Source organism: Collinsella sp. AF05-9 (assembly GCF_003465595.1).
In the GTDB taxonomy this organism is placed as follows: domain Bacteria; phylum Actinomycetota; class Coriobacteriia; order Coriobacteriales; family Coriobacteriaceae; genus Collinsella.
In genome coordinates this window covers 33,550-55,090 of the sequence record NZ_QSBB01000008.1, presented here as the reverse complement: position 1 = coordinate 55,090, position 21,541 = coordinate 33,550, and the positions used below count along the sequence as shown (strand labels likewise).

Annotated in this window: 19 protein-coding genes; 1 reads left to right on the top strand and 18 read right to left on the bottom strand. The window is 61.0% G+C overall.

Annotation, left to right across the window (positions count from 1 at the left end):
- Positions 1–24: 24 nt before the first annotated feature.
- From DWV43_RS04175 to DWV43_RS04125, 11 genes are read right to left on the bottom strand one after another with little or no spacing between them, the layout of a single operon-like run.
- Positions 25–1,239 carry a PTS fructose transporter subunit IIB gene (locus tag DWV43_RS04175; RefSeq protein WP_147346261.1) on the bottom strand — a complete coding sequence of 405 codons (1,215 nt, stop codon included), beginning with the start codon at positions 1,237–1,239 and terminating at the stop codon, positions 25–27.
- A 40-nt stretch (positions 1,240–1,279) separates the two neighbouring features.
- Complete coding sequence (gene accD, locus DWV43_RS04170; protein WP_117817117.1) at positions 1,280–3,004, bottom strand: acetyl-CoA carboxylase, carboxyltransferase subunit beta; 1,725 nt, start codon at positions 3,002–3,004, stop codon at positions 1,280–1,282.
- Positions 2,991–4,334 carry an acetyl/propionyl/methylcrotonyl-CoA carboxylase subunit alpha gene (locus DWV43_RS04165; RefSeq protein ID WP_117716433.1) on the bottom strand — a complete coding sequence of 448 codons (1,344 nt, stop codon included), beginning with the start codon at positions 4,332–4,334 and terminating at the stop codon, positions 2,991–2,993. The genes accD and DWV43_RS04165 overlap by 14 nt, the downstream gene beginning before the upstream one ends.
- 9 nt (positions 4,335–4,343) lie before the next feature.
- Positions 4,344–4,766, bottom strand: a complete 423-nt coding sequence (gene fabZ, locus DWV43_RS04160) for a 3-hydroxyacyl-ACP dehydratase FabZ (protein WP_117716456.1) — start codon at positions 4,764–4,766, stop codon at positions 4,344–4,346.
- A 9-nt stretch (positions 4,767–4,775) separates the two neighbouring features.
- Entirely contained in the window at positions 4,776–5,252 is a 477-nt protein-coding gene (gene accB / locus DWV43_RS04155) for an acetyl-CoA carboxylase biotin carboxyl carrier protein (protein WP_117765060.1), read from the bottom strand.
- 3 nt (positions 5,253–5,255) lie between these two features.
- A complete protein-coding gene (gene fabF, locus DWV43_RS04150) occupies positions 5,256–6,503 on the bottom strand; it encodes a beta-ketoacyl-ACP synthase II (protein ID WP_117817116.1) in 1,248 nt (415 codons plus the stop codon).
- Positions 6,504–6,542: 39 nt separating this feature from the next.
- Positions 6,543–7,316: a 3-oxoacyl-[acyl-carrier-protein] reductase gene (gene fabG, locus DWV43_RS04145; protein ID WP_117817115.1), complete on the bottom strand. Its 774-nt coding sequence runs from the start codon at positions 7,314–7,316 to the stop codon at positions 6,543–6,545.
- Positions 7,317–7,346: 30 nt separating this feature from the next.
- A complete protein-coding gene (locus DWV43_RS04140) occupies positions 7,347–8,273 on the bottom strand; it encodes an ACP S-malonyltransferase (RefSeq protein WP_117817114.1) in 927 nt (308 codons plus the stop codon).
- On the bottom strand, positions 8,261–9,205 hold the full coding sequence (fabK, locus tag DWV43_RS04135) for an enoyl-[acyl-carrier-protein] reductase FabK (RefSeq protein WP_117563768.1): 945 nt from the start codon (positions 9,203–9,205) through the stop codon (positions 8,261–8,263). The genes DWV43_RS04140 and fabK overlap by 13 nt, the downstream gene beginning before the upstream one ends.
- Positions 9,206–9,207: 2 nt before the next feature.
- Entirely contained in the window at positions 9,208–9,444 is a 237-nt protein-coding gene (locus DWV43_RS04130) for an acyl carrier protein (protein ID WP_006235019.1), read from the bottom strand.
- 52 nt (positions 9,445–9,496) lie between these two features.
- Positions 9,497–10,456, bottom strand: coding sequence for a 3-oxoacyl-ACP synthase III family protein (locus DWV43_RS04125; protein WP_117646091.1), 960 nt, complete (start codon positions 10,454–10,456; stop codon positions 9,497–9,499).
- 174 nt (positions 10,457–10,630) lie between these two features.
- Between DWV43_RS04125 and DWV43_RS04120 the strand changes: the two genes are divergently transcribed.
- Positions 10,631–11,407 carry a biotin--[acetyl-CoA-carboxylase] ligase gene (locus tag DWV43_RS04120; protein WP_117817113.1) on the top strand — a complete coding sequence of 259 codons (777 nt, stop codon included), beginning with the start codon at positions 10,631–10,633 and terminating at the stop codon, positions 11,405–11,407.
- 116 nt (positions 11,408–11,523) lie between these two features.
- Here DWV43_RS04120 and rpsJ read toward each other — a convergent pair whose 3' ends face one another.
- The 7 genes from rpsJ to DWV43_RS04085 all read right to left on the bottom strand — a co-directional run bounded on the left by rpsJ (position 11,524) and on the right by DWV43_RS04085 (position 21,535).
- A complete protein-coding gene (rpsJ, locus tag DWV43_RS04115) occupies positions 11,524–11,832 on the bottom strand; it encodes a 30S ribosomal protein S10 (protein ID WP_022094184.1) in 309 nt (102 codons plus the stop codon).
- Positions 11,833–11,892: 60 nt separating this feature from the next.
- Positions 11,893–13,992: an elongation factor G gene (fusA, locus tag DWV43_RS04110; protein WP_022094183.1), complete on the bottom strand. Its 2,100-nt coding sequence runs from the start codon at positions 13,990–13,992 to the stop codon at positions 11,893–11,895.
- Positions 13,993–14,011: 19 nt separating this feature from the next.
- Positions 14,012–14,485, bottom strand: coding sequence for a 30S ribosomal protein S7 (gene rpsG, locus DWV43_RS04105; RefSeq protein WP_006235013.1), 474 nt, complete (start codon positions 14,483–14,485; stop codon positions 14,012–14,014).
- 73 nt (positions 14,486–14,558) lie between these two features.
- Positions 14,559–14,936, bottom strand: coding sequence for a 30S ribosomal protein S12 (gene rpsL / locus DWV43_RS04100; RefSeq protein ID WP_006235012.1), 378 nt, complete (start codon positions 14,934–14,936; stop codon positions 14,559–14,561).
- 269 nt (positions 14,937–15,205) lie between these two features.
- The gene (locus DWV43_RS04095) at positions 15,206–16,282 is read right to left on the bottom strand and encodes a DUF4179 domain-containing protein (RefSeq protein ID WP_117817112.1); all 1,077 of its coding nucleotides are present in this window, start codon (positions 16,280–16,282) and stop codon (positions 15,206–15,208) included.
- Positions 16,233–16,751 carry an RNA polymerase sigma factor gene (locus DWV43_RS04090; protein ID WP_187361806.1) on the bottom strand — a complete coding sequence of 173 codons (519 nt, stop codon included), beginning with the start codon at positions 16,749–16,751 and terminating at the stop codon, positions 16,233–16,235. The genes DWV43_RS04095 and DWV43_RS04090 overlap by 50 nt, the downstream gene beginning before the upstream one ends.
- A 308-nt stretch (positions 16,752–17,059) precedes the next feature.
- Complete coding sequence (locus DWV43_RS04085) at positions 17,060–21,535, bottom strand: DNA-directed RNA polymerase subunit beta' (protein ID WP_199410946.1); 4,476 nt, start codon at positions 21,533–21,535, stop codon at positions 17,060–17,062.
- Positions 21,536–21,541: the final 6 nt, after the last annotated feature.

Sequence of the window (21,541 nt, the reverse complement as noted above, 5' to 3'; positions counted from 1 at the left end):
GAATCGTCCTTTTGTCGCACAGATTTATGCGCTTGCTTCAGCAGCGCTCGCCACTGTTTCGAGCGAATCAGCTGCGTCTTCTGCCGCCTGCATCTTTGTCGGCACCACGCCAAAACAGCAGCTCAGCGCCGCAGACACCGCAAATGCTGCGCCGCCGGCAGCGCAGCACCACAGCAGATTCGAGATGCCGCCCGTGGCAAAGCCAATGACCATGAGGACATTCGTCATACCGATGGTATAAGCCGTAACGTGGCCCACGGCCGCAACAAGGCCTCCGACGGCGCCGCCAACGGCCATGCACGTCAGACACCTGCCATATTTAAAGCCGCATCCGTACAGCGCTGGCTCGCTTACGCCGCCAAGAATCCCCGAGATTGAATAGCCCAGCATGAGCGCCTTCTCGTCCTTATCCGCAACGCGGAGCGACGCGCCAAAGGGCATACCCCAAACGGCGAACGTTGCCATCGTCGCGGCGATCAGGATGCACGAATCCGTTCCCACACTCATAAACTGCGCATAGGCGAGCGATAGGACAACGTTGCTGACACCCGCGATCTTAAGAAACTCCCAGCCCGCGGCAAGCCCCATGAGCGTGAGCAGCGACACGATGCCACCGGAATTGCCAAGCATAAACATAAGCTGTCCCAACAGCATGCCCAGATAGCTGCCTGCCGGCGCCGTAACACACAGCGACACCGGAACCATGACAAGCATGGTTGCAAACGGTACAAAAGAAAACGCCACAGCCTGAGGGATAGTGCGCTTAAAGAAACGCTCCACCTGCCATAGCACGGGCACCGAGATGAGAACCGGAATAACAGTCGTCGTGTAATCGTTGACCGGCGCGGGAAGTAGATCATACACGAAAGTCATCGATGCCCCCGTCGTCGATGCGGCATCAACGAGCTTAAGCAGATCGGGCACAATCAATACGCCGCCCAGCATCATGCCCAGCTGCTCCGAGCAACCGAGCTGGCGGGCAGCGGCCCAACCAAGATAGATGGGCAAAAAGTAATAGCCGGCGTTATACAGCCAGCTGTAAAACAGGCGATAGATTTCGGAATCGGCAGGCCATAGACCAAGCATGCCTTCGCCCATAATGACGGCAACGGTGCGGAACAGCGCCGCGCAGACAATAAACGGCAACGCCGACATCATGCTTTTGGACAGATAGTCCACCACGGCCATGGCGTTTGATGAAACCGTCGTTGTAAACGAGGTGTTAGAAACTTGTGACATGGAACGCCTTTCCCAATGTGACATGTGGACTGTCCCTTTGTCACATCGTGCGGTACTGACCGATTGCGCGGTACTTTTCGTAGCGGAGGTTTGTGAGGGTCGCGTCGTCGAGCTGCCCAAGCGTATCGAAGGCATCAAATGCCGAGGACATGACGACACCGGCGATCTCCTCATGCGACAGGCCCCTATCGTCAACAATGCCGTCGATGATGCCGAGCGCCAACAGATCGGGGGCCGTGAGCTTAAGCGCCTCAGCGGCCTCATTCGCGCGCTCGGTATCCTTCCACAGGATCGACGCACAGGCCTCGGGGCTCACGACCGAATAGGCCGAGCTCGAGAGCATCAGGATGCGGTCGGCCACGGACAGCGCCAGCGCGCCACCAGAGCCGCCCTCGCCTGTCACCACCGAGACAATCGGCGTCTTAAGGCCGCTCATCTCCATGAGATTCTGGGCAATCGCCTCGCCCTGGCCGCGCTCCTCGGCACCGATGCCGCAAAACGCGCCCGAAGTATCAACCAGGCACAGAACCGGCCGACCAAATTTCTCGGCTTGGTGCATCAGGCGACGTGCCTTGCGGTAGCCCTCGGGATGTGCCATACCAAAGTTGCGACGCATGCGCTCTTTGGTCGTGGTACCGCGCTCGATGGCGATAACCGTCACGGGTCGCCCGTCTTTCCAGCCGATGCCGCCCACCACGGCAGCATCGTCGCCAAAGTAGCGGTCGCCGTGCAGCTCTACGAATCCGTCGAGACCCAACGAGATCATCTCGCCTGCCGTGGCGCGGTTCGCCGAGCGAGTCTGTTTGACGATTTCGAGCGCGCTTTTTGGTGCGGCCGAGCGCTTAAACAAGTGTCCCAGCTTTTTGTCGCGACGACCCGTATGCACGATCTCATGCGGTGCCCCCAGGCCGGGCGCGTGCCCTTCGTGCAGCGCCAGCAGCTCGCCTACCGTGAGCGCAATCTCACCACGCGGAACAACGGCATCGCAAAAGCCGTGCTCCAGCAAAAACTCGGAGCGCTGGAATCCCTTGGGCAGGCGCTTGTGCATGTTCTGCTCGATCACGCGCGGGCCAGCAAATGCCGTCAGGGCATCGGGCTCGGCCAGGATAATGTCGCCCTCCATGGCAAAGCTCGCGGTTACGCCTCCGGTCGTGGGGTCGGTGAGCACCGTGATATACAGGCCGCCCGCCTCGCTGTGGCGCCTAACCGCCGCAGAAATCTTGGCCATCTGCATAAGCGAGGTCACGCCCTCTTGCATGCGCGCACCGCCCGAAACGGTAAAGCCGACGACTGGCAATCCCAGCTCGGTCGCACGCTCAAATGTGCGACAGATCTTTTCGCCCACCACAGAACCCATCGAGCCCATCATAAAGTTGGCGTCCATAAAGAAGAGAGCTGTATCGCAACCGCAGATTTTGCCCCTGCCGCACACAACGGCATCGCGCTCGCCCGAACGCTCGCTCACGCTCTTGAGTTTGTCGGCATAACCGGGAAACGAGAGGAAGTCCTCCGACGCCAGATTGGCATCCCATTCCTCAAACGTGCCCTCGTCGACCGTCATGCGCATGCGCGCGCGACCGCTCACGCGAAAGTGTTTGCCGCAACGGGGGCAGACCTCGAGGTTGTCGTGCAGGCGTGCCTCATCGATCACACGGCGGCAATCCGGGCACTTGATAAACACGTGGCGCGCGGGAAACTCGGCGCACGACTCGGTTATCGGCCCCTCGAGGACGTTGACCGTCTTCGCTTTTCTATTCATCAGCATAGAGATGCCCCATCAGATCGGTGTGATACATGCCCAACAAGAACTCGTCGTTTGCCAGCACGTCGAGCTGAAGCTCGCTGTTTTCGCTCACGCCCTCAATCACGAGCTCGCCCAGGGCCGAACGCATCTTGCGAATGGCGCCGTCACGCGTGGGCGCACACACGATGAGCTTGCCAAGCATGGAGTCGTAGTACGGCGGAACGTTCGCACCGGTAAACATGGCGGAATCCCAGCGCACGCGCGGACCACCCGGCACACGCAACGCGGTGACCGTTCCGCATGACGGCAGAAAGTCCGGCGTTTCGGCATTGATGCGGCACTCCATGGCGTGGTTGCGAACCGGCATGTCCTCCTGCTCAAAGGGCAGAGGCTGGCCGGCTGCCACGCGCAGCTGCCACTTGACCAAGTCGGTATCAGTCACAAACTCCGTAACCGGATGCTCCACCTGCAAGCGCGTGTTCATTTCCATGAAGTAGAAACTGCCGTCGTCCGAATACAGGAACTCGATGGTACCGGCTCCTTCGTAGCCGACGGCACGAGCCAGGTCACGCGCTGCCTTGTGCATGCGAGCACGAATGTCGTCGCGTCCGTCGAGGCACGGCGCGGGGCTCTCCTCGATCAGCTTTTGGTTGCGACGCTGAACCGAGCACTCGCGCTCGCCGAGCGAAAACACATGGCCCTGCTTATCGGCCATAATCTGCACCTCGACATGGTGCGCCGGCGCGACGAACTTCTCCATGTAGCACTCGCCGTCGCCAAAGACGGCCTCGCCCTCGGCACGCGCCTCGATGAACGCCTTTGCCGCATCTTCCACGCGCTCGACCTTGCGAATACCGCGGCCGCCACCGCCTGCGCGCGCCTTGATGAGCACGGGACAGCCGATGCGCTCGGCCTCGGCTGTTGCCTCCTCGGGACTTTTGAGCAAATCGCAGCCCGGCACGATGGGCACGCCCGCCGCGGCAGCCGTTCGACGTGCGGCGTCCTTGTCGCCCATGCTGTCGATGACCTCGGCCGAAGGACCGACAAACGTCAGGCCATACTTGTCGCAGTCGCGCACGAAGCTCGCCTTCTCGGAGAAAAAGCCATAGCCGGGATGAATTGCCTTGGCGCCCGACTTTACGGCACAGGTGAGCACGGCATCGTCGTTGAGGTAGCTCTCGGCAAGACGCGGGCCACCGATGCAATACGCCTCGTCGGCAAGCTGCACGTGCAGCGCGTCCGCATCGGCCGTGGAATAAACGGCGACGGTCTTGATGCCCATATCGCGGCACGCACGGATAACACGGACCGCGACTTCGCCGCGGTTGGCGATGAGCACTTTGTCGAACATGAGCCTTCCTTAACTTTCGTGCATGAGTGCAAAAGACATATCGGCGCGGCAGCAAACCTCACCGTTGACGCTCGCAGTACCCGTCGCAAAGCGGAACGGCCCGCGCGCACGCGTGATGTTGCACACCAGATCAACCGTGTCGCCCGGGCGCACCGGACGCTTAAAGCGCACCTTATCGAGGCTCGTATAGAACGGCGTCGCGCCGCGCGCCTCCTCGTCGCCCATCAGCAGCACGCAACAGTTTTGGGCGAGCATCTCGCACTGAATCACGCCGGGGACTACCGGGTTTCCCGGAAAATGCCCCTGCAAAAAGTACTCGTCACCCGTAATCGTGATCTTGCCGTGGGCCTCGTCGCCCACCAGCTCGGCTTCGTCGAGCAAAAGCATCGGCTCGCGATGCGGCAACAGCTTCTTGAGCTCTTCTTTGTTCATGGACATCACCTATCCGATCCTCATAAGGCAACTGCCGAACTCCACGAGGTCGCCGTCGGCCACGCAGATCTCGAGCACCTCGCCGTCTGCCTCGGCCGTCACCTCGTTGAGAACCTTCATGGCCTCGATGATGCAGAGGGTCTCACCGGCCTTGACCTTGGAGCCCACGTGCACAAACGGCTCGTCGCCCGGCGCCGGGGCAGCATAGAAAACGCCGACCATGGGAGCGGTCACCTCGGTGCCCTTGGGCTCCGGTGCGGCGGCAGGCGCCTGCGCGGCGGGCTCCGGTGCGGCGGCAGGCATGGCGACAGGAGCCACCGCCGGAGCAGTCACGGCACCCGGCATAGGCATGGGCACGGCAACCGGCTGCGCGGCGCTCGCGCGCTCGAGTTCGACCGCGGTGCCATCGGGCTCCTCAACGCGTACGCGCGTGAGGCCGCGGTCCTCCATAACATCGGCTATCTCGGCAAGTCTTTTGGAATCCATGCTCTAGCTCCTCGTATATCTACGCAGCGCGATGGCGGCATTGTGCCCGCCAAAGCCCAGGTTGGTCGAAAGCGCCCAGGTAAGGTCGACGCGAACCGCGCGATTAGGCGTGTAGTCAAGATCGCAGGCGGGATCGGGCGTGTGGTAGTTAATGGTCGGCGGCACCACGCCCTGCTCGAGCGCCATGGCGCAGGCCATGACCTCGATGGCACCCGTGGCGCCGATCATGTGGCCGGTCATCGACTTAGTCGACGAGACGTGCGCGGCGCGCGCCGCGTCCTCGCCGAGCGCACGCTTAATGCCCGCCGTCTCGGACGAATCGTTGAGCTTGGTCGATGTGCCGTGGGCATTGATGTAGAGGCCCTCGGAAGGCTTAACGTCGCCCTCGGCCACCGCCAGCGATATCGCACGGGCAATGCCGGCAGCCTCGGGATCGGGGCTCGTGATGTGATAGGCATCATCGGTGTTGCCGTAGCCCACGACCTCGGCGTAAATGTGCGCACCGCGCGCCTGCGCATGTTCTATGCTCTCGAGCACGAGCACGCAGGCGCCCTCGCCCATCACAAAGCCGTCGCGGTCTGCATCGAACGGACGGCAGGCCGTCGCGGGATCGGGGTTGGTGGTCAATGCGCGGCAGGACGTAAAGCCCGCAACGGCATCGGGGATAATTGCGGCCTCGGCGCCGCCCGCGAGGATCGCGTCGGCATAGCCGTGCTTGATGGCGCGGAACGCCTCACCCACCGCATGGGCAGAAGTCGCGCAGGCAGTCACGACGGGTAGGGTCGGGCCCTTTGCCTTATGGCGAATCGCGATGTTGCCCGAAGCCATGTTGGGGATCATCATCGCAATCATATAGGGTGATGCACGGCGAGGCCCTCGATCGGCAATCGTGTGGACGTTGTCGACGAGTGTCTGCATGCCGCCCACGCCTGAACCCACGTAGACGCCCAGGCGCTCGCGATCGATGGCGCCTTCGACATCAAGGCCCGCATCGTGCATGGCCTCGTCCGAAGCCGCCATCGCAAACTGAACGCAGGGGTCGAGGTGCTTGGCATCGTGCTTACCAAAGTACTCGTTGCCGTCAAAGCCCTTGACCTCGGCCGCCACCTTGACAGCAAACGCATCCGTATCGAAGTGCGTAATCGGGCCGATACCGCACGTGCCGGCGCACATAGCCGCCCAAGTGGCAAGCGCCGTGTTGCCGAGCGGCGATACGGCACCTATGCCGGTGATTGCAACTCTCTGTTCCATCATGGTCTCCTCATCCAAGCCGTTCTTCGGCCCTGGTTTCTACATCGCCATTCCGCCGTCGACGCGTACAACCTCGCCCGTAATGTAGGAAGCCGCATCGCTCGCCAGAAAGCGCACCACGCCGGCCACTTCCTCGGGACGTGCCATGCGCTTAAGGGGAATCTGTTCCTCGGTTGCCGTACGCACCTTCTCCGAGAGCTTTGCCGTCATATCTGTCTCGACAAACCCGGGAGCGACCGCGTTCGCTCGTACGCCACGAGGCGTAAGCTCGCGCGCCACCGCCTTGGTAAGCCCTATCACGCCCGCCTTGGAAGCAGCGTAGTTGGCTTGTCCGGCATTGCCCATCAGGCCCACGACCGAGCTCATGTTGACGACGCAACCGCCGCGCTGGCGCATAAAGGTCTTGGTGAGCGCGCGCGTCATATTGAATGTTCCCTTGAGATTGACATCGAGCACGCGATCGAATGCGTCATCGCCCATGCGCATGAGCAGGCCATCGCGGGTGATGCCGGCGTTGTTGACGAGCGCCCAAATGGAACCAAAGTCGTTGAGGACCGCTTCCACGCACGCGTTGACAGCAGCGGGATCGGCCACGTCGCATTGATATGCGCGTGCCGTGGCGCCAACCGCCTCACAGGCTTCGCACGTCTTGCGCGCCGCATCGACGCTGCCGGCATAGACGACGGCGATATCAAAGCCGTCCTCCGCCAGACCGACAGCGCAGGCGCGGCCGATACCCCGCGAGCCGCCCGTGACCAGTGCCACACGACGTGAGTCGTTGCGCTCGAGCGCGCCGTTGTTCAAGTTGCCCATGTCATTCCTTTCGGGTTACAGCCCTGTGGACTATGCGAGCTCGTCGGCAATAGCTGCGACCTGCTCGGCCGTTTCGCACGAATACACGCGAACGTCGCTCAGCGTACGCTTGGCCAGGCCCGACAGCGTTTTGCCAGGGCCGACCTCAATAAACGTGTCGATGCCTTGATCCTGCAGAGCATGCAGCGTGTCGACCCAGCGCACGGCATGACTCACCTGGTTGGCCAGCATCTCCGCTGCCGCCTGCGGGTCGGCCGGATAGGGCGCCGCTGTCATATTTGCCATAACAGGAATCAGCAGCGGGGACGGCGCGTGACCGGCCTCGATATATGCAGCAAGGCCACAGGTCGCCTCGGCCATATAGGGGCTATGGAATGCACCCGACACCGCGACCTTCATGGCGCGACCGCCAGCCTCTTTCACTAGAACGTCGAGCTCCTGCAGCGCCTCGGGCGCTCCGGCCACAACCGTCTGCTGGGGGCTGTTGTAGTTGACCGGCCAGCAGTCCTCGCCGGCCTGTTTTGCCAAGCCCTCGACCTGCGCCGCATCGAGTTTGATGACGGCGCGCATGCCGCCGGGGTGACGCTCGGCCGCCGTGGCCATCAATGCCGCACGCTCACATACGAGCTCAAAACCCGCTCGCGTATCGAACGCCCCCGCAAAGGTGAGCGCGGCGACCTCGCCAAGCGAAAAACCCGCACAGGCGGTAGGTACCACGCCGCGCTCACGCAGGGCGGCAGCCGCTGCCAAATCGTGAACGAACACGCACGGCTGCGTGTTCTCGGTCTGCGAGAGTTCCTCCTTGGAGGCGCTTCGGCACTGCTCACTGGTCCCCGGGCGCACCTCGTCGGCAATGGCGAACACCTCGGCGGCCGCCGGCGATGCCTCGATCAGGTCGACGCCCATCGCGGGGTGCTGGGCGCCCTGGCCGGCAAACAGAAACGCTACGCCACCCATGCGCACGCACCCTTCAGGACGTGCTCGGCGCCATCGACCAGGTCGTCAACGATTTCACGTGCGCTTTGGCGCTCGTTGACCATGCCGGCAATCTGTCCACACAAAAACGAGCCCTCTTCGTAATTGCCGTCCTTGGCGGCCTTGCGAAGGGCGCCCGTGCCCATGGCCCCGAGCTCCTCGACGCTTACGCCCGCCGCCTCGCTCTTGGCGTAGGCGTTAGTGAAGGGGCTCTTGAGGGCACGCACCGGGTGTCCCGTCGAGCGGCCGGTCGCACGCGTCGAGGTGTCGTTGGCCTTCAGGACCATCTCCTTGTACTGCTCCGATACGGTGCACTCATCTGCGATCAGAAAGCGCGTACCCACCTGCACGCCGGCGGCGCCCAGCATAAAGGCGGCCGCCACGCCGCGGCCATCGGCGATACCGCCAGCCGCAACCACGGGAATATCGACCGCATCGACAACCTGTGGCACCAGTGCCATCGTCGAGGTCTCGCCAATATGGCCGCCTGATTCGGTACCCTCGGCAACCACGGCAGTGGCTCCACGACGCGCCACGAGACGCGCCAGCGCCACCGAGGCAACGACCGGGATGACCTTGATGCCCGCCTCGTTCCACGCCTTCATGTACTTGGTGGGATTGCCGGCACCCGTCACGACGACCGGCACCCGCTCGTCAATCACGACCCGCGCGACCTCGTCGGCAAACGGGCTCATGAGCATGACGTTGACGCCAAAGGGCTTATCCGTCCTGGCGCGCAGCTCATGAATCTGGTCGCGCAGCCAGTTGGCGTCGGCGTTCATGGCCGCGATAATCCCTAAGCCGCCCGCCTCGGACACTGCGGACGCCAGCGAGGCGTCGGCGATCCAGGCCATACCGCCCTGGAACACGGGCTTTTCGATGCCGAGCAGATCGCAGAGAGGAGTCTTGAGCATCTCTACTTCTCCAATGCCGCCTCGACCGTATCGGCGAACTCGCCGACCGTCTTGGGGTTCTCCTCGGTATCGAGCTGGATGCCAAACTCGTCCTCAACGGCGACGAGGATCTCGACGGTGCCCAGACTGTCGAGACCAATCTCCTCGAGCGTGGACTCGGGCTTCATCTCGACGTCGTCAAGACCGGCGGTCTCGCGGATAACATCGCAAACGCGCTCGAAGGTCTTCTGATCTGCCATGGTAGTTCTCCTTTGTTTGTGCCCTAGGGGCGTTTTTATTTCCTATGTGCGACTACTTCCAACGAAGTAGATAGCCACCTATATCCAGACCGGCGCCAAATCCAACGAGGGCGATGGTGTCGCCCGTGTGAAGTGCACCGGCGTTTGCCAGCCGGTCGAGGGCAAGCGGAATGCATGCGCTCGAAATGTTGCCGGTCTCGCGCAGCGTTCGAACCACGCGCTTGTCTGGCACACCGAGGCGCTTGACCGCCTGACTCAGGATTCGTTCGTTAGCCTGATGGAATACAAAATGGTCGATGTCCTCGACCGAAATGCCCGCATCGCTCGCAAGCTTATGGACCGTGTCGCAAATCGCGTTGACGCCGAACTTGAACACGCGGCGGCCATTCATGGACAGCACGCTCTCGCTATCTGCGGAGGCCTTAAACGGCGAGGTGCCGACCAGACCGGGAACGCACAACGTCTCGACGTCGGGCGCCGTCGAAAGCTCAACGGCAAGGGGGCTGTCTCCCCCAGCCTCAATCACCGCGGCGCCTGCCCCATCGCCAAAGAGCACACAGGTGGCGCGGTCGGTCCAGTCGAGCGCGCGCGTCATCTGCTCGGCGGCAACGACAAGCACATGCTTGGCTCGTCCTCGGGCGATATAGCCCTCGGCAACATCGAGCGCAAATACGAAGCCGGCGCAGGCAGCCGAGACATCGAAGGCAGGGCACGTCGCGCCCAGTCGCTCAGCAACGGCACACGCCTCGGCGGGAACAAGGTGGTCACCCGTCGTCGTCGAGCAGACGATCAAATCCAGCTGGCTCGCGTCGATTCCGGACACCTGGAGTGCCCGCTCGCTCGCCGCTACGGCAAGGTCGTCAAGTGACTCGGTGGTGCATACATGGCGGCTCTTGATACCTGTGCGGGTAAAAATCCACTCATCCGAGGTATCGAGGAACTCGGACAGCTCGTCATTGGAAACACTGCGCTTAGGAAGCGCCGAGCCTGTTCCAAGAATCGTGAAACCCATCACTAACCTCCTTTGAGTTGTTGACGTGTTTACATCGACCAAGAGAGGATAGCGCATTTCAGTCGTTGTTAACGTGTTAACATTAAATTGTCCAAATGCGACAAAGGCTTCACATTGTGTCTCTCTCGACACCATTGCGTTATTCACTTATTCATTAAGGAGGTAGCAGCCGTTATGGATGCCAAATTAACGATAGTCGACGTAACCGGATCGACCAACGATGACCTGCTCGAAGCAGGAAAACAGGGAGCGCCGCACGGCACAGGACTTGCCGCCCGGGCTCAGACAGCAGGACGCGGCCGGCGCGGCCACAAGTGGGATTCAACCGCCGGCAATCTGTTACTCTCGATTGTCCTACGTCCTCGTGTTGATCCCGCCAAGTACTCTGGCCTTGCCGCCGTCAGCGGCCTAGCGGTGCTCGAGGCGCTCGAAAAACAGGGTCTTGCAAACGAGATTGGCCTCAAATGGCCCAACGACCTGGTCGCGCGTGGACGCAAACTCGGCGGCATTCTGGTCGAAGCCGCACGCGATAACGAAGGCAACCCCTTTGCGGTCTGTGGCATCGGCGTCAACGTGAACTATGTGCCCGCGGAGGTGCCCGATGGTGGCCTGCCGGCAATCGGTCTCTCGGACCTCAACGAGAACGTTCCCGCCGTCGATATGCTCCTCGATGAGGTCTATCACACCGTCGTAAACGCTGTAGACGCGTGGGCAGATCTGCTCAACGCCATGGAAGAAAACGCCGGACCGCTCGCGCCCGTCCACGGCGAATATGTCGCTCACCTCAATTGGATTGGAAAGCACGTTATCGCCCGCTCCCCTGCCGGTGACGAGCTGGCGCGAGGCATCTTTAAAACCGTCGATACCTTTGGACGCGCGTGTGTCGAAACGGAAGACGGCTTGCGATCCTTCCATTTTGAGGAGGCGTCGCTGCGCCCCTTGGGCGAATAGGGCGCCGCAGCCACCTACTCAGCAGCATTACCAGGCGGTCAAAACCCATCATGCAAAACAAAAGAGCCCCGCTACCGTAATGGCAGCGGGGCTCTGTAAGCTATGAGCGATATCGCTTAGAGCTTGATGTCGATGTCGACGCCAGCGGGGAGGTCGAGACGCATGAGCGAATCAACGGTGCCCGAGGTGGGGTCGAGGATGTCGATGAGGCGCTTGTGGGTGCGCATCTCGAACTGCTCACGGGAGTCCTTGTTCACGTGCGGCGAGCGGATAACCGTGTACAGGTTGCGCTCGGTGGGCAGGGGGACAGGACCGGAAACGCGAGCACCGGTCTTCTGAGCGGTCTCGACGATGAGCTTCGCGGACTGATCGACGACCTCGTGATCATAGCCCTTGAGGCGAATGCGGATCTTCTGGGTAGCCAACTTAAACCTCCAAAGAGTGCGAGAGATGTTCTCGCGGATTACGTAACAGGGAGCTCGAACTTAGGCGTTCTTGCTCATGACCTCGTCCACGATGGACTTGGGCGCGGGCTCATAAGAGTCGAACTGCATCGTGTAGGATGCACGGCCCTGGGTCTGGGAGCGAAGGTCGGTAGCGTAACCGAACATCTCGCCCAGCGGCACCTTGGCACGGATGAGCTTGCTGTTCTTGCGATCCTCCATGCCCTCGATCTTGCCGCGGCGACCGGAGAGGTTGCCCATAACGTCGCCCATGTACTGCTCGGGGGTCTCGACCTCGACAGCCATGATCGGCTCGAGCAGCTGCGGATCGGACTTCTTGAGAGCGTCCTTGATAGCCATGGAACCGGCGATCTTGAAGGCGGCCTCGGAGGAGTCGACCTCGTGGTAAGAACCGTCGAACAGGGTGACCTTAACGTCGAGGACCGGGAAGCCGGCGATAACACCGGTGTTCAGGGCCTCCTGGATGCCCTTGTCGATGGACGGGATGTACTCCTTGGGCACGACGCCGCCGACGATAGCGTTGACGAACTCGTAGCCGAAGCCCTCCTCCATCTTCTCGAGCTTGATGACGGCGTGGCCGTACTGACCGCGACCGCCGGACTGACGGACGAACTTGCCCTCAGCCTTCTCGACGTCGTGACCGGCGGTCTCGCGGTAGGCAACCTGGGGCTTACCGACGTTAGCGTCAACCTTGAACTCGCGGAGCAGACGGTCGACGATGATCTCGAGGTGCAGCTCGCCCATGCCGGCGATGATGGTCTGGCCGGTCTCGTGGTTGGTGGACACCTGGAAGGTCGGGTCCTCCTCGGCGAGCTTGGTCAGAGCCAGGGACATCTTGTCCTGCTCGGCCTTGGTCTTGGGCTCGATGGCAACGTCAATAACGGGCTTAGCGAACTCGATCTTCTCGAGGACGATCTCCTTGCCCTCGGCGCACAGGGTGTCACCGGTGGTGGAGTTCTTGAAGCCGACGCAAGCGACGATGTCGCCGGCGGCAGCGTCGTCACGGTCGATACGCTCGGCGGCGTTCATCTCGAGGATGCGGCCGAGGCGCTCGCGCTGACCGTTGGAAGCGTTGACAACGTAGGAGCCGGACTCGGCGCGGCCGGAGTAAACGCGGACGTAGGTGAGCTTACCGACGAACGGGTCGGTCATGATCTTGAAGACCAGGCCGGAGAAGGGCTCGTCGAAGGAAGGATGACGCTGGATCTCCTCGCCGGTGTCCGGATCGGTACCGGTGACGGCCTCGACGTCAAGCGGGCTGGGCAGGTAGTCGACGACAGCGTCGAGCAGCTCCTGAACGCCCTTGTTCTTGTAGGCGGAACCCACGAAGACGAGGTTGAGCTCGTTGGCCAGAACGCCCTTGCGCAGAGCAGCCTTGAGCTCCTCGACGGTGAAGTCCTCCTCCATGAGGATCTTCTCCATGAGCTCGTCGTCAAAGCTGGCAGCAGCGTCGAGGAGCTCCTCGCGCTTGGTGGCAGCGATGTCGGCGAACTCAGCCGGGATCTCGTCCATCGGCTCGGGGTAGGTCATACCCTTCTCGTCGGCCTTGAAGTCCCATGCAGTCATGGTGACCAGGTCGATGACGCCCCAGAAGTTGTCCTCGGCGCCCATCGGGACCTGAGCGGCCACGGCGTTGGCGTCGAGACGATCCTTCATGGTCTCGATAGCGTTGAAGAAGTCAGCGCCCACGCGGTCATACTTGTTGATGAAGGCGATGCGGGGGACGTTGAAGGTAGAAGCCTGACGCCAAACGGTCTCAGACTGGGGCTGAACGCCGGCAACGGCGTCGAAGACGGCGACAGCGCCATCGAGGACGCGCAGGCAGCGCTCGACCTCGGCGGTGAAGTCAACGTGGCCCGGGGTGTCGATGATCTGGATGCGGTAGTCCTTGCCGTCCTTGTTCCAGAAGCACGTGGTAGCAGCGGAGGTAATGGTTACGCCGCGCTCCTGCTCCTGAACCATCCAGTCCATGGTGGCAGCGCCCTCATGGACCTCACCGATCTTGTGGGTCTTACCGGTGTAGTAAAGAATACGCTCGGTCGTGGTGGTCTTACCGGCATCGATGTGGGCCATGATGCCGATGTTACGGGTATCGGAAAGCTTGTACTTAGGCTTAGCCATGTTAGTTCCTTACCTTAACTTACCAACGATAGTGAGAGAACGCGCGGTTGGCCTCGGCCATCTTGAAGACGTCCTCACGCTTCTTGACGGAAGCGCCCAGGCCGTTGGAAGCGTCGAGGATCTCGTTGGCGAGACGCTCGGCCATGGTCTTCTCCTTGCGAGCGCGGGAGAAGTTGACGATCCAGCGGATACCCAGAGCGGTGGAACGACGGGAGTTGACCTCCATCGGGACCTGATAGGTAGCGCCACCGACACGCTTGGGCTTAACCTCGAGCGTGGGCTTGACGTTGTCCATAGCCTTCTTGAAGGTAGCGAGAGCGTCGCCACCCTCGGACTTCTCGGCAACGATCTCGAAAGCGGTGTAAACGATGCGCTCAGCGGTGGCCTTCTTGCCGTCAAGAAGGACCTTGTTGATGAGCTGAGTCACCAGGCGGTTGTTGTAAACGGCGTCAGGCTGAACCTCACGACGATTAGCTGCTGCACGACGCGGCATGTGAAATCTCCTTAAGTGTCTACCGTGCGGCCCTTAGGCGGCACACGGCGAAAGTATCAAAACGTTATCTGGCTTATTTGGCCTTGGGGCGCTTAGCACCGTACTTGGAACGGGCCTGCATACGGTTCTGGACCGGAGCAGCGTCGTAGGCGCCACGGATGACGTGATAACGGACACCAGGGAGGTCACGGACACGACCGCCGCGGACGAGCACGATGGAGTGCTCCTGCAGGTTGTGGCCCTCACCCGGGATGTAAGCAGTAACTTCGATGCCGTTGACAAGGCGAACACGGGCAACCTTACGAAGAGCCGAGTTCGGCTTCTTGGGGCTCGTGGTGAAGACGCGGGTGCACACGCCGCGCTTCTGGGAGTTGTGCTGCAGAGCAGCGTTCTTGGACTTCTTGGGCACGGAACGACGGCCCTGGCGAACCAGCTGGTTAATAGTAGGCAAAGCGTACTCCTTCTCGAATGATTCCAGCTTTCTGTAAAGTGCAACGGCTTGAATCGAGGGGTCAGCATCCCCCTACGAAACACGCAGTTCGATAGGATACGTGCCGTTAGCTGTGCCGTCAACAGACCACGCCGCCGGGCGTATCCCAAAATAGCCATATTTCCGCAAAGCCTCCATAAAAGGAATCCCCGCCTGTGCGCAAGTGCCCATTCCAGCCCTCCATGTAACGCAAAAATGGCCGCTTCCTCTAGCAGGAAGCGGCCTAGACCTTACGAATAGACGATGGTAAAGGGTACTTCTGTTTCGGTCTCTCCTGTTGATGTGCATCTCGTGCCCTCGAGGGTCACCGAGACCACTTGATCGACATTGATCAGTTTTGTCGGAACCCAGATGTTCTCTCCGCTATTGCGCGCCATCGAAACATAGAAATTGTACGCCCCTGCGTCGTCATCTTCGATAATCTGCTCCGATCCATCCTTGTAGCTGACGGTCAGTTTATGATCAACTGCTTCATAGCCCAGATCATCGATGTGCGTCTGGATGGAAAACGGGCTGATCTCGAGAGGCGAGTCGTCGGAGCGGAGCTCCTTTGTATCGACGTGCGCTCCGACGTTAAACTCTGGCGTCGATACCTCGATCACCTTCGCATCCTCACCTTTGCCCTCCGTCCAACTGATATTCCAGGTGACCGCATGTCGTAAATCTCGATCGCGATTCCAAGATGCAAAGTACATCGTGCCGTTAATGACCGTGTCGCTTGATGTGTCTTTATCAATGGTGCAGCGTGTATCAGCCCATTCCTCGCCGAAGTTCATGCTGGGTGTACTGACGCCCCCTTCTTCTTCACCATAGAGAACAAGTTCGCCAAGCTCTGCCGCCGGCTTGTAGTAGCTAACGCCATTCGGATTGGACAATGTAAACGTCACAGCACCGCAACCGTTCTCGTCGATTGCCATCTCATGAATGTCGAGCGTATAGCCGTTGCCCTCGACGGACAGATTGACCTTCTGGACTGCACCCTCCAGGCTTTGGGGCGCGATACCATCACCAAACTCTCTGGTGTAGGTATATTTCGTCCCCGACGAGCCGCCATTTGTCCAGGTAACGGACTCTCCGTTGCCATGGTTTCCCCAGGCAGAGGCAAAATAACTGGAATTGACAACAGCGTAGGCGACCCCTCCGGTCGCCAGCACTCCGGCAAGACATCCGATTACGGCAACATACAGAGGCTTCGCGTGACCCTTTCGGCGAAGCGGCTCGCCAGCAGCGGCATAAAGAACACGGTCAGCAAGATCGCTATCGGCTTGGACGGACTCGAAGGCCTGCTTGATCTGGTTGGATTTCACGGTCGCCCTCCTCTAGGATGAACTTGAGCTTCGATCTGCCGCGAGCTAAACGCGTTCGAACGGTCGCGGCTGGCACATGCAGTAACTCGGCAATTTCTGAAGTCGAGAAGCCCAGATAGTAATAGAGCACGATGGAGATACGGAATCGTTCCGGAAGCCGCATGACGTCTAATAGGACGGCCTTGGTCTCGTCCTGCGCCGTCAAGAGCGAATCGGTCAGACTTTCAATATCCTCCACGCGCCTCCACGGCTTTCGAAAGAGAGATTTGCATTCATTGATCGTGACCCGGATGAGCCATCGACGAAGATGCTCCCAGCTTTCAAAATGCGTATCGCTTTTGAGTAACTTTAGAAAGACGTCTTGAGCGACATCGTCGGCGTCAGCGCGATCACGCAGATACGTCAAGGCGATTCGGAACACGACATCTCGGTGATCCTCGACCGCCTGTCTAAAAGCTTGTTCTTCCATAATCACCTCCCGGTGACACTGATGGTTCTTGATGGGGCCCTCACCATAGATACGCTTTGACCAAACGGAATGTTTCAAATTCAAGCAGGAAAAACTACCAAAATAAACCTGTCCTTTTTTGCAAGTGATCAACGGAACGCAACAAGTTGAGCATACGCAAGCGAGCGGCCCCCAGAGCGTACAAGGTGGCATGAAAAAGGCAGGGCATTGACCTTTTGGTCATGCCCTGCCTTTTGAATGACAGATTGTAGCTCTGGGGGCCGCGCAGCGACGGAGGTCGCCGCCGTTCGTTAGAACGGCGGAACTAATTACTCCTCGTCGTTGTCCTTGGCCTCTTCGGCGTCGTCGGTGTCCACGAGCTGGTTGAGCAGCTCGTCGAGGGAAGCCATGTCCTCGTTGATCGCGCCGTTGGCGGGAGCCTTCTTGTCGTCGATCGGGGCGCCCAGGAGCTCCTCGTCGGCGTCGGCGTGATGCGTCGGAGCGGAGGTACCCAGCAGGATATCGTCCGGACCGTCGGGGCTAAAGACCATCTGCAGCAGCTGCGAGAGGTCTTCCTCGTCGGCAACGTCGTCGTTGTTCTCGAGGATGTAGAGCAGATCGTGGGCCTCCAGGCCGTCACGGAGCTCCTCGATCGCCTTGGCGCCGATGCCATCGATGCGCAGCAGATCCTCCTCGGACTTGCCAACCAGGTCGCCGACCGTCTCGATGCCAACCTCGCTGAACTTGTTGGTCCAGCGCTGCGACACGCCCAGATCGTCGAACAGGTACAGACGAGCCTTCTCGGCGGAGATGGTGTGGCCGTTGCGGGTGAACGAACCGTCAGCACCACCGAACTCGTCGTAGCCGGCCCAGTCGAGCTGCTGCGGGAGCTGCTCGTCCAGGTCCTTGAGCTCCACAGGAGCCCACTCGGGCAGCGACTTGGCGTTGGGCGAAGCCGGGCCGTCGATGTCCACGTAGCCGTCGGCCGTGCGATACGTCAGCTTGGCGTTGGCGTACGGCTTGAGGCCGGTACCAGCCGGGATCTTCTTACCGACGATGACGTTGGACTTAAGGTCGAGCAGGTGGTCGACCTTGCCCTCGATGGCAGCCTCGGTAAGGACGCCAGCGGTACGAATGAACGAAGCGCTCGACAGCCAGGAGTCGATGTTGGACGCGACCTTGAGCGTACCCAGGATGACGGGCTCGGCCACAGGAGCCTGACCGCCCAGACGGGCAACGCGCTCGACCTCGTCGGCAAACTCGTAGCGGTCGACGTACTGACCAAGCAGGTACTTGGAGTCGCCGGGGTTGGTGATCTGAACGCGACGCAGCATCTGGCGTGCGAGCACCTCGATGTGCTTGTCGTTCAGGTCGACGCCCTGGCTGGTGTAGACGTCCTTGACGCTCTCGACGAAGGTGTGCATCGTCGACTCGATGTCGGTCAGCTTGCGCAGGTTGCGGAAGTTGACGAAGCCCTTGGTGATCTGGTCGCCGGCGCGCACCTCGCAGCCGTCCTCGATCTCGGGCATAAAGCGCACCGATGCGGGGACGCGACGCTCGTCGAGGACACGGGTGTGGTCCTCGGAGTCGGTGAGCGTCAGCACGTACTCGGACTTCTCGGGCTTAATCGAGAGGTGGCCGGAGTACGGAGCCAGCTCGGCCTCGCGACCCAGGATCTTCTCGTTGACGTTGCCGACGATATCGAACATACGGCTGACCGTAGGCAGACCCTGCGTAATATCGTCGACGCCAGCGACGCCGCCGGAGTGAATGGTACGCATCGTAAGCTGCGTGCCGGGCTCGCCGATGGACTGGGCGGCAATAATGCCGACCGCGGTACCGATGGCGACCGGACGACGGGTGGAAAGATCCCAGCCGTAGCACTTCTGGCATACGCCGTACTTGGAGCGGCAGGTGAGCAGTGCGCGAAGCTTGACCTTCTTAAGGCCGGCATCGACCATCTTCTGGATGTCGGCGACCTTCTCGATGTAGCCGTCCTGCTCAAAGAGCACGGTGCCATCGGGAGCCACGACGTCCTCAATGAAGCAACGGCCGACGAGGTCGGTATTGAGGTCGGTGGTGCCGGGGATGATGAGGTTGTAGGTGACGCCCTCGTGCGTACCGCAGTCCTCCTCGCGGACGATGACGTCCTGGGCCACGTCGACCAGACGACGGGTCAGGTAACCAGAGTCCGAGGTGTGGGATGCGGTATCGACCAGGCCCTTACGGGCGCCGTAGGTCGAAATGAAGTACTCGAGCGGCAACAGGCCCTCGCGGAAGTTCGCCTTAATGGGAAGGTCGATCGTCTCGCCGGACATGTCTGCCATCAGGCCACGCATGCCGCCGAGCTGACGCAGCTGGGTCTTAGAACCACGGGCGCCGGAGTCGGCCATCATGTAGAGCGGGTTCTCCTCGTCGAACAAGTCGAGCATGAGCGCTGCAACCTTATCGGTACAAGCGGTCCACTCGTTAACGACTTCGATGTGGCGCTCCGTCTCGTTGATGAAGCCCTCCTCGAAGTACTCGTTGATCTGGTCGACGTTGGCCTGGGCGCGATCGAGCAGCTCCTGCTTCTCGGCAGGGATGAGAGCGTCCCATACCGAGATGGTGAGGCCGGCGCGGGTAGCGTAGTGGAAGCCGGAGTACTTGATGGCGTCGAGGATCGGGCCGACCTTGGCCTCGGGGTAACGATCGCAGCAGTCGGCAACCAGCTTGGCCACATCGCCCTTGACCATCTTGTAGTTCATGAACTCATAGTCTTCGGGCAGGCACTGGCGGTTGAAGATGATGCGGCCGATAGAGGTCTCGAAGCGCGCGGTCTTGTTGCCGGTGACGTCGTAGTCGACGAACTCGTTCTTGCCGTTCTTGACGCGGAAGATACGGGTGCCGTCCTCGTTGATGACGTTGGCATCGGCAGCGGACACGCGAACCTGGATCTTGGCCTGCATGTCGACCTCGGAACGGCAGTCATAGGCGTGCAGCGCGTCGTCGAAGCTGGCGAACACGTGGTTCTCGCCCGGCAGACCCTCGCGGACCTGGGTGAGGTAGTACACACCAATGATCATGTCCTGCGAAGGGATGTTAACCGGCTTGCCGGATGCCGGCGAGCGCAGGTTGTTCGCAGAGAGCATGAGCACGCGAGCCTCGGCCTGAGCCTGGCTGGACAGCGGCACGTGGACAGACATCTGGTCGCCGTCGAAGTCGGCATTGAAGGGCGAGCAGACCAGCGGGTGCAGGTGGATAGCCTTGCCCTCGACCAGCACCGGCTCAAAGGCCTGGATGGACAGACGGTGCAGGGTCGGTGCACGGTTGAGCAGCACGACGCGACCGTCGATGACCTCTTCGAGGATATCCCACACAAAGGTGGCACCGCGGTCGATAGCGCGCTTGGCGCCCTTGATGTTCTCGACCTTGCCGAGCTCGACCAGGCGCTTCATGACGAAGGGCTTGAAGAGCTCCAGCGCCATGGTCTTGGGCAGACCGCACTGGTGCAGCAGCAGCTTGGGGTCGGTAACGATTACCGAACGGCCGGAGTAGTCGACACGCTTGCCCAGCAGGTTCTGACGGAAACGACCCTGCTTGCCCTTGAGGGCCTCGGCGAGCGACTTGAGCGGGCGACCGCCACGGCCAGAGACCGGGCGACCACGACGGCCGTTGTCGAACAGGGCATCCACGGACTCCTGGAGCATGCGCTTCTCGTTGTTCACGATGATCGCAGGGGCGTCCAGGTCGAGCAGGCGCTTGAGTCGGTTGTTACGGTTGATCACGCGACGATACAGGTCGTTGAGGTCGGACGCGGCGAAGCGGCCGCCGTCGAGCTGGACCATCGGGCGCAGATCGGGCGGAATGACCGGGATGACATCCAGGATCATGTTCGCGGGGCTGTTGCCGCCCTTCAGGAAGGCGTCAACGACCTCGAGGCGCTTAACGGCCTTCTCGCGCTTCTGCTTCTGGGAATCCTCGTCGGCGATGATGGCCTTGAGCTTCTCGGCCTCGGAGGGGAGGTCGATGGCAGCGAGCAGGTCGCGGACGGCCTCGGCACCCATACCACCCTTGAAGTACATGGAGTAGTAACGGGTCATCTCGCGGAACAGCGGCTCATCGGAGATGAGGTCGCGCTCGGTGAGCTTCATGAAGGCGTTGAAGGCGTCCGTGCGGAGCTGCTTCTCGTCCTTGCACTCTTCCTCGATGTCGACGATGCCAGAGGCGATCTCCTCGGGGGTCAGCGGCTCCTCGTCGGAGAACTCGTCAAAGTTCTCGGGGTTGCCCTGCTCCTTGAGGGACTCGATCTGGCGGGCGCACTCGGCATCGATCTCTTCCAGATCGGCGGCGAGCTCCTCGCGCAGGTCGTCAGCGTCGGCCTCGCGAGCCTCGTAGTCGACCTCGGTGATGATGTAGCTGGCAAAGTACAGAACCTTCTCGAGGTCCTTGGACTTGATGTCGAGCATACGGCTCATCGGGAAGCTCGTGGGGCTCTTGAAGTACCAGATGTGGGACACGGGAGCGGCGAGCTCGATGTGACCCATGCGCTCGCGACGAACCTTGGCCGAGGTGACCTCGACGCCGCAGCGCTCGCAGACGATGCCCTTAAAGCGGATGCCCTTGTACTTGCCGCAGGAGCACTCCCAGTCCTTGGCGGGACCGAAGATCTTCTCGCAGAACAGGCCGTCCTTCTCGGGCTTGAGGGTACGGTAATTGATGGTCTCCGGCTTCTTGACCTCACCGTGCGACCAGGAACGGATCTGGTCGGCGGAGGCAAGGGAGATCTTTACCGAGTCAAAATCAGTAGCTTCGAAATCTGCCACAGTCAA